General features: G+C 61.3%; 13 protein-coding genes and 3 tRNA genes. 3 read left to right on the plus strand and 13 right to left on the minus strand.

Features of this window, described 5'->3' with window-relative positions:
- Nucleotide 1 precedes the first annotated feature (1 nt).
- Together ccmB and ccmA are read right to left on the minus strand one after the other, a co-directional pair.
- On the minus strand, nt 2-721 hold the full coding sequence (gene ccmB / locus ACWHVV_RS13840) for a heme exporter protein CcmB (protein ID WP_447926756.1): 720 nt from the start codon (nt 719-721) through the stop codon (nt 2-4).
- Nucleotides 708-1,352, minus strand: coding sequence for a cytochrome c biogenesis heme-transporting ATPase CcmA (ccmA, locus tag ACWHVV_RS13845; RefSeq protein ID WP_447926757.1), 645 nt, complete (start codon nt 1,350-1,352; stop codon nt 708-710). The genes ccmB and ccmA overlap by 14 nt, the downstream gene beginning before the upstream one ends.
- A gap of 279 nt (nt 1,353-1,631) precedes the next feature.
- Here ccmA and ACWHVV_RS13850 point away from each other — a divergent pair, with 279 nt between their 5' ends.
- Nucleotides 1,632-2,033 (plus strand): LexA family protein, encoded by a 402-nt coding sequence (locus ACWHVV_RS13850; protein ID WP_447529635.1) that lies wholly within the window; start codon nt 1,632-1,634, stop codon nt 2,031-2,033.
- Between the two features lie 19 nt (nt 2,034-2,052).
- A complete protein-coding gene (locus tag ACWHVV_RS13855) occupies nt 2,053-2,670 on the plus strand; it encodes an IMPACT family protein (RefSeq protein WP_447926758.1) in 618 nt (205 codons plus the stop codon).
- A gap of 193 nt (nt 2,671-2,863) precedes the next feature.
- On the opposite strand, the gene ACWHVV_RS13860 is transcribed toward ACWHVV_RS13855, so the two are convergent.
- The 3 genes from ACWHVV_RS13860 to ACWHVV_RS13870 all read right to left on the minus strand — a co-directional run bounded on the left by ACWHVV_RS13860 (nt 2,864) and on the right by ACWHVV_RS13870 (nt 6,365).
- Nucleotides 2,864-4,183: a sodium ion-translocating decarboxylase subunit beta gene (locus ACWHVV_RS13860; protein ID WP_447926759.1), complete on the minus strand. Its 1,320-nt coding sequence runs from the start codon at nt 4,181-4,183 to the stop codon at nt 2,864-2,866.
- Between the two features lie 12 nt (nt 4,184-4,195).
- The gene (oadA, locus tag ACWHVV_RS13865; RefSeq protein ID WP_447926760.1) at nt 4,196-6,019 is read right to left on the minus strand and encodes a sodium-extruding oxaloacetate decarboxylase subunit alpha; all 1,824 of its coding nucleotides are present in this window, start codon (nt 6,017-6,019) and stop codon (nt 4,196-4,198) included.
- 88 nt (nt 6,020-6,107) lie between these two features.
- A complete protein-coding gene (locus tag ACWHVV_RS13870; protein ID WP_447926761.1) occupies nt 6,108-6,365 on the minus strand; it encodes an OadG family protein in 258 nt (85 codons plus the stop codon).
- A 126-nt stretch (nt 6,366-6,491) separates the two neighbouring features.
- Here ACWHVV_RS13870 and ACWHVV_RS13875 point away from each other — a divergent pair, with 126 nt between their 5' ends.
- Complete coding sequence (locus ACWHVV_RS13875; RefSeq protein WP_447926762.1) at nt 6,492-7,496, plus strand: tRNA dihydrouridine synthase; 1,005 nt, start codon at nt 6,492-6,494, stop codon at nt 7,494-7,496.
- 210 nt (nt 7,497-7,706) lie between these two features.
- Here ACWHVV_RS13875 and ACWHVV_RS13880 read toward each other — a convergent pair.
- The 8 genes from ACWHVV_RS13880 to recA all read right to left on the minus strand — a co-directional run bounded on the left by ACWHVV_RS13880 (nt 7,707) and on the right by recA (nt 14,385).
- A tRNA-Arg gene (locus ACWHVV_RS13880) sits at nt 7,707-7,783 on the minus strand.
- Nucleotides 7,784-7,887: 104 nt separating this feature from the next.
- A tRNA-Arg gene (locus ACWHVV_RS13885) sits at nt 7,888-7,964 on the minus strand.
- A 50-nt stretch (nt 7,965-8,014) separates the two neighbouring features.
- A tRNA-Ser gene (locus ACWHVV_RS13890) sits at nt 8,015-8,107 on the minus strand.
- 125 nt (nt 8,108-8,232) lie between these two features.
- Nucleotides 8,233-8,421 carry a carbon storage regulator CsrA gene (csrA, locus tag ACWHVV_RS13895; protein ID WP_252106858.1) on the minus strand — a complete coding sequence of 63 codons (189 nt, stop codon included), beginning with the start codon at nt 8,419-8,421 and terminating at the stop codon, nt 8,233-8,235.
- A gap of 198 nt (nt 8,422-8,619) precedes the next feature.
- A complete protein-coding gene (locus ACWHVV_RS13900; RefSeq protein WP_447926763.1) occupies nt 8,620-9,870 on the minus strand; it encodes an aspartate kinase in 1,251 nt (416 codons plus the stop codon).
- 135 nt (nt 9,871-10,005) lie between these two features.
- Entirely contained in the window at nt 10,006-12,612 is a 2,607-nt protein-coding gene (alaS, locus tag ACWHVV_RS13905) for an alanine--tRNA ligase (protein ID WP_447926764.1), read from the minus strand.
- Nucleotides 12,613-12,800: 188 nt separating this feature from the next.
- Entirely contained in the window at nt 12,801-13,247 is a 447-nt protein-coding gene (locus ACWHVV_RS13910) for a regulatory protein RecX (RefSeq protein WP_447929161.1), read from the minus strand.
- A 70-nt stretch (nt 13,248-13,317) separates the two neighbouring features.
- Entirely contained in the window at nt 13,318-14,385 is a 1,068-nt protein-coding gene (recA, locus tag ACWHVV_RS13915) for a recombinase RecA (protein WP_447926765.1), read from the minus strand.
- Nucleotides 14,386-14,432 lie beyond the last annotated feature (47 nt).

Below are 14,432 nucleotides of genomic sequence, written 5' to 3' on the forward strand. Positions count from 1 at the left end.
CTTAGCCGTTGATACTGATACGAAGCGAGGCGACAATCGCCGGCGGCGCCAGCAAAAGCGCCACCGCCAGCAGCGCCCCTAACATGGCAAGCTGTGGCGCGGCGCTTTCGAGCGCGATGGCGGTCTGCACCGCGCCGGTCCCAAACACCAGCACCGGAATATAAAGCGGCAGAATCAAAAGCGAGGTCAGCACGCCGCCCCGTGCCAGGCCCACCGTTAGCGCGGCGCCAATCGCGCCCACCAGGCTCAACGTAGCGCTGCCCAGCAGTAGTGAAAGCGTAAGCACCGCATAGCTTCCCGCCGGAAGTGCCAGCATCGCGCCCAGCACCGGCGCCATGAGCGCAAGCGGCAGCCCGGTTAAAAGCCAGTGTACGCCCACCTTGGCCACCACCTGCGCCAGTAGCGGCTGCGGGGCGATCAGCAGTTGCTCGAGACTGCCATCCTCGAAATCGCTGCGAAAAAGCGTATCGAGCGAGAGTAACGCCGCCAACAGCGCCGCTACCCATAAAAGCCCGGGGGCTATCACCGATAAAAGCGCGGGGTCCGGCGAAATACCGATTGGGAACAGCGTGATCACCAGCGCGTAAAACACCAAGGGATTGAGCGCCTCGCCGCGACGGCGAAAGGCCAGGGTGAGATCCCGGGTAAGCGTCGCCTTGAACGCCCGAAAAGCGCCGCCGGGGGCGGTTCGAAGTAACGTCTTTTGATCAGCCGGCGTCACGTTCCACCCTCTCGCCAAGCGTGATACGCCGCACCCGGGGTTGTTCCGCCAGGGCGTGGTGGGTCGTGATCACCACGCTGCCGCCTTTGTCGGCGTGGGCCCAAAGTGTTTGCTCCAGCGCCTTTACCCCTTCCCGGTCGATCGCGGTGAACGGCTCATCGAGTATCCAAAGCGCCCGGGGTGTCAGATTCAGTCGGGCAAGCGCTACGCGCCGCCCCTGGCCTGCGGACAGCTGCCCTACCGGCACGTCTTCGAATCCGGCCAGGCCGATGTCACCCAGCGCGCGCTCGCAGGCCGCCTCGCTTACCGGTCCGCCATCCAACGCCTGGTACCAGGCAAGGTTTTCCAACGGCGTCAGCCCCGCTTTGACGCCCGGCGCGTGGCCCAGATACACCAGATTGGCGAGAAAATCATCGCGGCATTGGCCCATGGGCTTTTCGTTGAAATAGAGCGTGCCCTCGTAATCGTTGAGCTGGCCCGCCAGTATCTTTAAAAGCGTGGTTTTGCCGCTGCCGTTGGGGCCTTCGACACGCAGAAGCTCACCTGCGTTGATCTCGACATCGAGCCCCTTGAATAGAAAGCGTTCATCGCGCTCGCAGGCAAGCTTTCGGGCTTGAAGGCGCAGACTCAAAGCGGTCTCCCAAGGCGTGGATATCGCGCGCACTCTACACAAAAAGGCATTTTTTCGCCAGCGTAGCGCCGCCTCGAGCATCACGCCCCTTTACTAAAGCCCACAGCCACGGGGCCCTGCCAAAAAGAAGAGCGCGATACGACACAGAAGTCTGTATACAGGGCTAGCACTGTATGCAAAAACAGGTTTATACTCCAACCACTGTATGAAAAGACATGCACCCGCGTCGCTTTTCACTTGTTCACGCCCAGGGAGCGGGCGATTGCTGGAGAGAAACAAATGATCGCATCACGACCGCTTGAGACCTCGAACGCTCTGCGCCCCAAAGCCCCGAGCACCAGAGAGTACGCTACGCCCCGCGCCGCCAGCGCCGAGCGCGACGTGACCCGGCGCAATACCTATGCCCTGCGCGTTCGCGGCAATCGCATGCAGCAGTACAACCTGTTCGACGGCGACGTGATCGTGATCCACCGCCACCAGCGCGGCCCGCACCGGGAAACCGCCACGGCCACCATCAACCAGCACGAAGTGGTGCTCAAGGAGCTCTCGATCAACAGGCTTGGCGTGCATCTGTGTCCCGAGGACCAGGCGATGCCGGCGGTTTTCCTGCATAATGGCGATATCCAGGTGCTGGGCATGGTAATGGGCAAAAGCCCCGCCGCTGCCGAGAAGCGCCACTAATCGCCTTCAGGAGCCCCGTTTGCGCTACCGAGCCCCGAATCTTTCCCCGGACACGCACTTCGAGGCCGAAATCGTCGTCGAAAAAAGCCAGTTCATCACCTGGCTTTGCCACGCCCCGACGCCGGATGCATTCGAAGCGCTTCTAAAAGCCGCCCGCGCCGCCCACCCTGGCGCCAGCCACCACTGCACTGCCTTCATTGCCGGCCCGCCGGGTGAGCAAACCGCGATTGGTTTTTCTGATGACGGCGAACCCGGCGGCACCGCAGGCCGGCCGATGTACCAGGCGCTTCTGGGCAGTGCTCTGGGCGAAGTCGGTTGCGTGGTGATCCGCTACTTTGGCGGCACCAAGCTCGGCACCGGCGGACTCGCCCGCGCCTACGCCCAGGCCGTGAACAAGGCGCTCGAAACCCTACCCACCCGGGAAATCGTCGAGCGTGAACACTACCTTTTGAAAGTCGCTTTCGCCCAGGAGGCCCTGGCCCGCGCCTATTTCGAAGAGCAGCGCGCGCCGATTGCCGCCGCCGACTACGACGGCCAGGGCGTCACGCTCACCGTGGCCTGGCCCAAAGACGAGGCCGCGGACTTCACGACGCTTGAGAACCGGCTTAAAAGCACGCTGGATATTCAAAAGCGTTAAAGCTGAATGGGTCAGCAGGTGGGCTGGTCTCGAGCAGCCCTACGCGAGGGCGCTGTAAATACCTCCTTGTACGCTACTTTCGCCACCCCTGGCGAAAGACCCTCGCTACGGGCTACTCGAGACCGTGGAAATTTCAGACATGGACAAACCAAAACGCCCCGCTCATGCGGGGCGTTTTGATTACTAACAGCGCCTACCCCAAATACTTGATCATCACCCCGGCGGCCACCGCCGAGCCGATCACGCCGGCCACGTTCGGCCCCATGGCGTGCATCAAGAGGAAGTTGTGCGGGTTGGACTCGAGCCCCACCCGGTTGGCCACCCGCGCCGCCATCGGCACCGCGGAGACCCCGGCGGCGCCAATCAACGGGTTGATCGGCATTTTGCTGACCAGGTTCATCAGCTTGGCCATCAACACGCCTGCGGCGGTGCCGATCCCGAAGGCCACGATACCGAGCCCCAGAATGCCCAGCGTCTCGAAGGCCAGAAAGCTTTCGGCCATCAGCTTGGAGCCCACCGAGAGCCCTAGCACGATAGTGACGATATTGATCAAGGCGTTCTGGGCGGTGTCCGCCAGGCGCTCGACCACGCCGCACTCGCGCATCAGGTTACCAAAGCAGAACATGCCCAAAAGCGGCGCGGCGTCCGGTAGAAACAGCGCCACCAAAATCAACAGCATGAGCGGAAACACGATCTTCTCGAGTTTCGACACCGGGCGCAGCTGCGTCATGGCGATCTTGCGCTCTTTATCGGTGGTCAGAAGACGCATGATCGGCGGCTGGATCAACGGTACCAGCGCCATGTAGGCGTAGGCTGCCACCGCAATCGCGCCCAATAATTCGGGGGCCAGCACGCTCGAGACGTAGATCGAGGTCGGCCCGTCCGCCCCGCCGATGATCCCGATCGCCGCCGCCTGATTGAGCGAGAAGTCCATCACTCCCATCGAGGTGAGCAGGACCGCCCCAAAGAGCGTGGCGAAAATGCCGAACTGCGCCGCCGCGCCCAGAAACAGCGTGCGCGGATTGGCAAGCAAAGGACCGAAATCGGTCATCGCGCCCACGCCCATGAAGATGACCAGTGGCGCGATGCCCGAGCCAATGGCCACGCTGTAGAAGTTATACAGCACACCGTTGCTGTAACCCGCCCCCACGGCAATATCGCGGGCGGCACGCATCTGCTCTGGCGCGGCGTTATGCGCCACCGCTTTGAGCGCTTCCCGCCAGGCCTCCGCCCCGGCAACCGGGTCGAGCGCCACGCCAAGTGCCGCACCGATTTGCTGCAAAATCGCCGGGCGCGCTACTTCGATCGCCTGGTCGAGCGCGGAGATCGCAAGGCCCGCCTCGGGGATGTTGGCCAAAATGCCGCCAAAGCCGATTGGCACCAGCAAAAGCGGCTCGAACTTCTTGTAGATGGCGAGATACAAAAGCACCAGCGCCACCAGGATCATGACGGCCTGGCCGAGCGCGAGGTTATAAAGCCCCGAGCCCTCCCATAGGGTGATTAATTTATCCATTACCGTATGCCCTTAAAGCTCGACCAGGGAGTCACCAACGGCGACGCTATCGCCCTCGCTCACGTTGACACTGGACACCGTGCCGGCGCTTTGGGCGCGCACTTCGGTCTCCATCTTCATGGCTTCTAGAATCACCACCACGTCGCCTTCCGCGACCTGGTCGCCCACCTTCACGTTGACCTTGAAGATGTTACCCGCAAGCGGCGCATCGACCCCCTCGCCGCTGGGCGCGGCGGGTTGGCTGGCAGGCTGCTCGGCTGGCGCGCCGCTGGCCGGCGTCTCGCTTACCTGGCTGATATCGCCGCCTTCGGCGACCTCGACCACGTAGGCCTTGCCGTTGAGCTTGACGGTGTAGGTCTCGGGCCCCTGGGCGGGGGCGGTCTTGACCGGCGCTTTGGTTTTTTCTTCGCTTACGGCCACGCTTTGCGGGTCGGCCTGGGGGGCAGGCTCGAAGACGTCCGGGTTGTCGCGGTTTTTCAAAAACTTGAGGCCGATCTGCGGGAACAGCGCATAGGTCAACACGTCGTCGATGCGCGACTCACCTTCGGCCAGGCGGATGTTCTCGGCCTGGGCTTTTTCTTCAAGCTCACTGGCCAGGCGCTCCATCTCCGGGGCGAGGTTGTCCGCCGGGCGGCAGGTGATCGGCTCACCGCCGTCCAACACGCGCTTTTGCAGCTCCGAGCTAAACGGCGCGGGGGCAGCACCGTACTCGCCTTTGAGTAGCGCCTGCACCTCTTTGGAGATCGACTTGTAGCGCTCCCCCATCATTACGTTCATTAACGCCTGGGTGCCCACGATCTGCGAGGTCGGGGTGACCAGCGGAATGAAACCGAGATCCTCGCGCACCCGCGGAATTTCGCTGAGCACGTCGTCGAGCTTGTCGCCGGCGCCCTGCTCTTTTAGCTGGCCTTCCATATTGGTCAGCATACCGCCGGGCACCTGGGCGACCAGAATCCGCGAGTCGATCCCCCGGAGAGAGCCCTCGAACGCCGCGTACTTTTTGCGCACCTGGCGGAAATAGCCCGCGATATCCTCGAGCGCTTCCAGATCCAGCCCCGTGTCGCGGTCGGTATCCTTGAGCATGGCGACCACGGACTCCGTCGGGCTATGACCGTAGGTCATCGACATCGACGAAATTGCGGTATCGACGTTATCCACGCCCGCTTCGACCGCCTTCAAAATGGTCGACGTCGAAAGCCCGGTGGTCGCGTGGCAGTGCAAATGCACGGGAATCGAGAGCGTCTTTTTGAGTCGCGTGACCAAATCAAAAGCGGTATAGGGCGTCAAAAGCCCGGCCATGTCCTTGATCGCCAGCGAGTCGGCGCCCATGTCCGCGATGGTGCTGGCAAGCTCGACCCAGCTGTCCAGGGTGTGTACCGGGCTCACCGTGTAGGAGATGGTGCCCTGGGCGTGACCGCCAACCTTCCGCACAGCCTTGATCGCGCGCTCCAGGTTGCGCGGGTCGTTCATCGCATCGAAAACGCGAAACACGTCGACGCCGTTGGTTTTGGCCCGCTCGACGAATTTGTCGACCACGTCATCGGCGTAGTGGCGATAGCCCAGCAGGTTCTGGCCGCGCAGAAGCATTGCCTGAGGCGTGTTGGGCATCGCCTCTTTTAGCGCGCGAATACGCTCCCAGGGGTCTTCTCCCAGGTAGCGAATACACGAATCAAACGTCGCCCCACCCCAGGTTTCGAGCGACCAGAAGCCGATGTTGTCGAGTTTTTCGGCGATGGGGAGCATGTCGTCCAGGCGCAGGCGAGTAGCGAACAGCGACTGGTGGGCATCGCGAAGGACGACATCGGTAACCCCTAGAGGGCGTTTGTTCTCGTTCATGCTCTATTCTCAAAAATGGGTGTTGTGTTAGTAAACTTAACAAAATACAGCGCTGCGCTTTTGTAAAGTTCGCTAGGGTTTCCTGTCGTTACCGAGTACTTGATGTGCGGTAACGATGCACGGCAGCCGAGATAACGGCCAGGGTTTCGTCATCTTGGCCCGCCGACACCGGTGAGGCCGTGCGCCCGGCGGGTTGGGTGGCGGCTTGCGGGACGGGCTGAAAGCGCCGTATGAGCGCCGACATCAGCGTGACGCTGATCACCAGGATGGTAAGAAAAACAAAGACGAACCCCATCCCCATCGCCATTAGGGCCAGCCCTTCCTGGAGCAATTCTCCTTCTTGCATACTTCCCCCATCTGGTCATGTCATTGAGTGGCACACCAAACGCCTCTAAAGGCGCTTGGCGCAGTGAGGACAATCCTCTAACCTGCCACATTCAGAATAGAATGCAATGACGCTAAAGTGGAAGCCATGGTTGTTAATTTACTACAAAAGGGGGAGATCGGCCTGGCGCCGATGGAAGGTGTGATCGACGCCCTCACCCGCGATCTACTGACGCGTCAGCCCGGTTTCGACTGGACAGTCACCGAGTTTGTCCGCGTGGTGGACGCCCGCCTGCCTCCCCGCGTGTTTTACAAGCACTGCCCCGAACTCGAGCTCGAGCACGTGGCCACGCCCAGCGGCGTACCGGTCCATCTGCAGCTTTTGGGATCCAGCCCCGAGGCGCTGGCCGAAAACGCGCGCCAGGCGGCTTCTTTGGGCGCAGTAAGCGTGGATCTGAACTTTGGCTGCCCGGCCAAACTGGTCAACCGCCACGATGGGGGTGCCTCGCTATTGCGCCGGCCCGAGCGCGTCTACCAGGCCGTCGATGCGGTCTACCAAGCGCTCGAAGGGCAAATACCGGTGACGGCGAAGATTCGTCTGGGCTTTTCGGACCGGCGTCTGGCCGTTGCCTGCGGCCAGGCCGCCGAGGCAGGTGGGGCCTCGCGGCTGGTCGTACACGGGCGCACCCGCGACGAGGGCTATCGCCCACCGGCCCACTGGGAGTGGATTGGCAAAATTCGCGCACGCCTTGGCATCCCCGTCGTTGCCAACGGCGATATCTGGACGCTGGAGGATTACTGGAAAGCGCGCACGCTCTCGGGCTGCCAGGACGTCATGCTGGGACGCAGCGCCCTGGCGGACCCTTGGCTTGCGCCGCGCATTCGCCACTGGCTCGACACTGGCGAGCGCCTGGGCGAGACGACCTGGGCGATGCGCGCCGGCGTTATTGCCGACTACGCCAGGCGCCAGCGCGAAACGCTACCGGACCGCGTGGTCGTATCGCTGGTCAAGCAGTGGCTTGCCCAAATGCGCCAATCAAGCCACGCGGCCGATCAGCACTTTCAGCGCTTAAAGCGGGTGACCGATCTCGACACGCTCTTGAGCGCGCTCGCCCCGGCGACACCACAACCCACCGACCCCACCCCCGCCTAGCCCAAAAGCGCCCGGCCAAAAAAAACGCCTGACCACGTAAAGTGGCAGGCGTTTTAAACGACCGCAGAGCGCGCGAGCCGCCCTCTTGCGTCAGGTTCCATCCATTTGAACCGACTCGATACCCGGCGCCCAAGCAGCCGCGTTACGCGCACTGACTCAGGCCACCAACGCAGAAAACCCGCCTTTGAAAAGGCGGGTTTTCCTGGAATCTGGCGCGCCCGGGAGGATTCGAACCTCCGACCCTCTGATTCGTAGTCAGATACTCTATCCAGCTGAGCTACGGGCGCTCGATCATCGTTAATCGACGAAAAACATTGTAACATCAATCACTTGGCAACGAAAGGCTTGTTAGAACAGAACATCGAACTAAAAGCACTGAAGGCTTACAAGATGGCGCGCCCGGGAGGATTCGAACCTCCGACCCTCTGATTCGTAGTCAGATACTCTATCCAGCTGAGCTACGGGCGCTTATCTTAAAGCAACGGCTCTTCAAGCAATCATGTTACGGGTTATGCGGTTGGCGGAGAGAGAGGGATTCGAACCCTCGATAGGGCTATAAACCCTATACTCCCTTAGCAGGGGAGCGCCTTCAGCCACTCGGCCACCTCTCCTCAACGGCACGGCGCGAATATTACCGATAATACTGAGGCTTGTCCAGACTTAAGCAGAAATTTTTTCGCGCCGGCTTTGGGTTAGCGCTTAAACGCCCTTTAGTGGACGTGGTATAAGGCGCCATTTATTCGGGTTCGCTTTCAGTATCGCGCTCGCGCTGGATTCGCTGATAAATCTCTTCGCGATGAACGGCGACATCCTTGGGGGCGTTAACACCAATTCTAACTTGATTACCTTTTACACCTAACACCGTGACGGTGATCTCATCACCTATCATCAGTGTCTCGCCTACGCGGCGCGTTAGGATGAGCATGGCTGATCTCCTTCTCAGACGTTTGTACAACGGTTCGTGTCCGCCAGAGGCGTCAACGCCGCCATTATGCGGCAAAGCGGCACCAGTCACCAACGACTGATGCCTCTGGCTCCATGACACTTGAACTTCCGTTGCAAGAAAGCTCACCACCTACGGTAGCAAGTTACCTCTTAGCGTAGAAGGTTTGGAGCACAAATGTTATTCGGATTCTACATTTGCATTATCCAGCCCAAACGCCTTATGCAGTGCGTTGACCGCCAGTTCCATGTGCTTTTCGTCGATGACCACCGAAATTTTGATCTCCGAGGTGGAGACCATACGGATATTGACGTTCTCGTCGGCCAGCACACGAAACATTTTCGAGGCCACCCCAGCGTGGGAGCGCATACCCACACCGACCAGCGACACCTTGGCGATATTGTCATCGCCGCGCAGCTCGCCGCCGCCGAGGTCCGGGATCACGGTCTCTTCCAAAAGCCTTTTGGTCGCCTTGTAATCGCCCTTGGCCACGGTAAAGGTGAAATCGGTGTAGTCGCCGGCCGGCGCCACGTTCTGCACGATCATATCGACTTCGATATTGGCATCGGCAATGGGGCCGAGAATGCGCGAGGCAACACCGGGAACGTCCGGGGTGTGCAAAAGGGTCAGCTTGGCTTCGTTTTTGGTAAAGGCAATACCGGAGATCAGCGGTTCTTCCATGGAATCCTCGTCTTGGTCAGCATCTGCAATAATCAGGGTACCGGGGCCGTCCTCGAAGCTCGAGAGCACCCGTAGCGGAACGTTGTACTTGCCGGCAAACTCCACCGCGCGAATCTGCAGCACCTTGGAGCCCAGGCTTGCAAGCTCCAGCATCTCTTCGACGGTGATGCTTTCAAGGCGCTGTGCGCGAGAGCATACGCGGGGGTCGGTGGTGTAAACGCCGTCGACGTCGGTATAGATCTGGCACTCGTCGGCGCCGAGCGCGGCCGCCAGCGCCACCCCGGTGGTGTCCGAGCCACCGCGGCCCAGGGTGGTGATGTTGCCCTCGTCGTCCACCCCCTGAAAACCGGCCACGACCACCACCTTGCCGGCATCGAGATCGCTTTTCAGGTCGTCGGTTTCGATGCGCTGAATGCGCGCCTTGGTATAGGCGCTATCGGTATGGATACCGACCTGGGCGCCGGTGTGCGACGTCGCCGGGACACCCAACTGCTGAAGCGCCATGGCAAGCAGCGAGATGGTCACCTGCTCGCCGGTGGAGAGCAGCATATCCATTTCCCGCGGCGTCGGGTCGTCGTTCAAGGCCTGGGCCATCTCGGTGAGACGGTTGGTCTCGCCGCTCATGGCAGAAACGACCACGACGACCTGGTGGCCCTGGTCGCGAAAGCCTTTTACTTTTTCCGCCACGGCCTTGATACGGTCGACCGAGCCGACCGACGTACCGCCGAACTTTTGTACGTATAGTGCCATATGCCATTTTCCCTATGGGTTCGGAGTAAAAGAGTAATAGTAGACTAGCCCGGCATTGGCGTTGGAAACCCGCGCCAGCTACTACGCCGATGAATATAAAAAAGGCCGGTGGCAACGCTGCCACCGGCCCCTTGCTTAGAGCACGCTTTCCAACCAGGCCGGTACGCTCTCGAGCGCCCCCGGCAAGGCATCGGGTTGGCTACCCCCGGCCTGGGCCATATCGGCCCGTCCGCCGCCTTTGCCGCCTACCTGGGCGGCCACGTGATTGACGAGCTCGCCGGCTTTCACGCGGTGGGTCAAATCGTCAGTGACACCGGCGATCAGGCTCACCTTGCCCGCCGCCTGGTCGGCCACCGCCAAAAGGATCACCCCGGAACCCAGCTTGTTCTTGAGCTGGTCGAGCATACCGCGAAGATCCTTGCCGGAAACGCCCTCGAGCTGGGTGGCCAGCAGCTTCACGCCGCCGACTTCCTGCGCCTGGCTCAACATATCGCTGCCCGCCGAGCTTGCCAGCTTCGCCTTGAGCTGCTCGAGCTCTTTTTCGAGGGTGCGGTTGCGCTCGAAAAGCGATTCGATGCGGGATTCGACCTGCTCGGGCTTGGTCTTGAGCCGCGCCCCCAGCCGCTCCAGGGCGGCCTCTTGCTGGTAGAAGTACGCCAGCGCGTTTTCGCCCGTGATCGCCTCGATACGGCGAACGCCGGCGGCGGTGCCCGCTTCCGTCACGATATGGAAGCAGCCGATATCACCGCTTCGCGCCACGTGGGTGCCGCCGCAGAGCTCGATGGAGAAATCGTCAGCGCCGATGGTCAACACGCGGACGTTATCGGCGTACTTCGCCTCGAACAGGGCCGCAGCCCCTTTGGCTTTCGCCTCATCGAGGCTCATCTGCTCGGTTTTGGTCGGCGCGTTGGCCAGCACCTGCTCATTGACCAGCCGCTCGACTTCCTTGAGCTGCTCCGCCGTCAAAGCCTCGAAGTGGCTGAAGTCGAAGCGCAGCCGCTCGGCGTTGACCAGCGACCCCTTCTGCTGGACGTGGTCGCCCAGCACCATACGCAGCGCTTCGTGCAGCAGGTGGGTGGCCGAGTGGTTGCGCACGGTGGCTGCACGCAGGCCAGTGTCGACCTCGCCGCGTACATCCGCCCCCACGCTGAGCGTGCCTTCGACCATCACGCCCTGATGCAGATGGTGACCACTTTGCTTTTGCGTATCGTTGACCTGAAAACACCCGCCCTCGACATGCAAATAGCCGGTATCGCCTACCTGGCCGCCGGACTCGCCGTAAAACGGCGTGCGGTCCAGCACCACGATGCCCTTCTGGCCTGCCTCGAGCGCGGCGAGCGCGTTGCCTTCGCTATCCACCAGCGCGGTGACTTTGGCGTCATCGGCCAAAAGCTCGTAGCCGGTGAAGTCCGTGGTGCCGTCGAGCTCGATATTGGCGCTGTAATCGGCGCCGAACTGGCTCGCGGCGCGGGCACGTTCGCGCTGGGCCTCCAGTGCCTGCTGAAAGCCCTCTTCGTCGAGTTTGACGCCGCGCTCGCGGCACACGTCGGCGGTCAAATCGAACGGGAAGCCGTAGGTGTCGTAAAGCTTGAAGACCGTCTCGCCGGGCAGCGTATCGCCTTGTAAAGACTCAAGCGCCTCACTCAACAGCCCCATACCGTGATCCAGGGTGCGCGCGAACTGCTCTTCTTCCTTGAGCAATACCCGGGCGATTTGATCGCTGGATTCGCGAAGCTCCGGGTAGGCGTCCCCCATCTCGGCGTCGAGGGCGGCGACCAGCGTATGGAAAAACGCGCCGGTCGCACCGAGCTTGTGGCCATGGCGCACCGCGCGGCGGATGATCCGGCGCAGTACGTAGCCGCGGCCTTCGTTGGACGGCAGTACGCCGTCAGCGATCAAAAACGCGCAGGAGCGGATATGGTCGGCAATGACGCGCAGTGACGGCGCTTCCAGGTCGCTGTAGCCGGTGGCCTTGGCCGCCGCCTCGAGCAGGTTCTGAAAAAGGTCGATCTCGTAGTTGGAGTGCACGCCCTGCATGACGGCCGCCACGCGCTCGAGCCCCATGCCGGTGTCGATCGACGGCTTGGGTAGCGGGTTCAGCGTGCCCTGGGCGTCGCGGTCGAACTGCATGAAGACCAGGTTCCAGATCTCGATGTAGCGGTCGCCGTCCTCTTCCGGGCTTCCCGGCGGGCCACCCCATACGTCAGCACCGTGATCGAAGAAGATTTCCGAGCTCGGGCCACAGGGGCCGGTATCGCCCATCTGCCAAAAGTTGTCTTCGTCGAGACGCGAGAAACGCGCCGGGTCGATGCCGATCTCGTCTTTCCAGATCCGTTCGGCTTCTTCATCGCTTATGTGCACGGTGACCCAAAGTTTCTCTTTGGGTAGCCCCAGGGTCTCGGTCAAAAAGCGCCAGGCAAAGCGGATGGCGTCTCGCTTGAAGTAGTCGCCGAAGCTGAAGTTACCCAGCATTTCGAAGAAGGTGTGGTGGCGCGCGGTATAGCCAACGTTATCCAGGTCGTTGTGCTTGCCGCCGGCACGCACGCAGCGCTGGGCCGAGGTGGCGCGCACGTAGGGGCGCGGGTCACGACCCAGAAACACGTCCTTGAACGGCACCATGCCCGCGTTGGTGAACAACAGCGTCGGGTCGTTGCCCGGTACCAGCGAGCTCGAGGGAACCACGGTATGTCCGTGCTCCTCGAAATAGGTTAGAAAGGCCTGCCTGATCTCTGCGCTTTTCATAGGGGTTCCGTGACAATAAAACGTGATGCCTCGGGGCGCTGTCGCCACCACCCTGGGGCACGCAAAACATCTATTATAACGAAGTTGCCCCACGACTAAAGCCACGATGGGCGTGGCCGGGTCAAACAGAGGGAATTAGGCGAAAACCAGAGGGAATTAAGGAAAGACAGAGGGACTGAATGCGCGCTTCAAGTGTCCAGCCGGGACAGCGCGTAGCGAATTTGATCGAAGTCGAAGCCACGATTGGCGAGAAAGCGTTCGCGTTTGGCGCGCTCTTTAGGGGGAACGAACGATTCACCGGCCGGCGCCCCGGAATCGCTGAAGCGCCTTGAAAGCGTCTCGAAGGCAAGCTCGAACCAGTCGATTCGCTCCTGGGCCTGAACCAATTCGAAAGCCTCGGCTTGAAGGTCGCTTTCCACACCGCGGCGCCTAAGCTCCATTTTGATACGCACCGGGCCCTGCCCGCGCAGAATGCGTGAGCGCACGAAACTTTCGGCGAAACGGCTGTCGCTTTGAAGCCCCTGCTCCTGCAGGGCGTCCAGACAGCTTTCGATCTCCCCGTCCTCGAAACTCTTTTGGGTGAGTTTCTCGAAAAGCTCGGCGCGAGAGTACTCGCGCCGCGCCAGAAGATCCATGGCGACCCCGCGCGGGGTCGCGTTTTTAGTGCCAAACACGGACGTCTCCGAAGCTTTGCATTGCCAGCACTTAGATCAGGCTATCTTCGCCGTCGGCATCGGCTTCCGCCGGTGCCGCAACCTCTTCCTCTTTTTTCGGGTCGGGCTTGGCAAGAAGCTGCTCGCGAATCTGGCTTTCGATCTCTTCCATGATCTCCGGATGCTCTTCCAGGTACTGGGAAGCGTTGGCTTTACCCTGGCCGATTTTGCTGCCCTTGTAGCTGTACCAGGCGCCGGCTTTATCCACCAGGTTGCACTGCACGCCCAGGTCGATCACCTCGCCGGCGTGGTAGATCCCCTTGCCGTAAAGAATCTGGAACTCGGCCTGGCGGAAAGGCGGCGCGACCTTGTTCTTCACGACCTTGACGCGGGTTTCGTTACCGGTGACTTCGTCGCCGGACTTCACCGAGCCGGTACGGCGAATATCCAAACGTACGCTGGAGTAGAACTTCAGCGCGTTACCGCCGGTGGTGGTTTCGGGGCTGCCGAACATAACGCCGATTTTCATGCGGATCTGGTTGATGAACACCACCAGGCAGTTGGCGTTTTTGATGTTGCCGGTGATCTTACGCAGCGCCTGGGACATCAAGCGGGCTTGAAGGCCCACGTGGGTGTCGCCCATTTCGCCTTCGATCTCGGCGCGCGGCGTAAGGGCGGCGACGGAGTCGATGATGATGACGTCGACGCCGCCGGAGCGTACCAGCATGTCGGTGATTTCGAGCGCCTGCTCACCGGTATCCGGCTGGGACACCAGCAGGTCGTCCAGGTTGATACCCAGCTTTTCCGCGTAGCTTGGGTCGAGGGCGTGCTCGGCGTCCACGAAGGCACACACCTTGCCCTGTTTCTGCGCCTGCGCAATGACCGACAGCGTCAGCGTCGTTTTACCCGAGGACTCCGGCCCGAAGATTTCCACCACGCGCCCATAAGGAAGCCCGCCGATGCCGAGGGCGATATCGAGGCCGAGCGAGCCGGTCGATACCGATGGCATGACCACCCGCGGCGCATCGCCCAAACGCATGACGGTGCCCTTGCCGAACTGACGATCGATCTGGCCGAGCGCGGCGTTCAGTGCTTTTGTGCGGTTTTCATCTTGAGCCATTTAAAGCGTCCTCGTAACAACCTGTATAATTAGCCAGTATTATGCCA

Source organism: Vreelandella sp. EE27 (assembly GCF_968206495.1).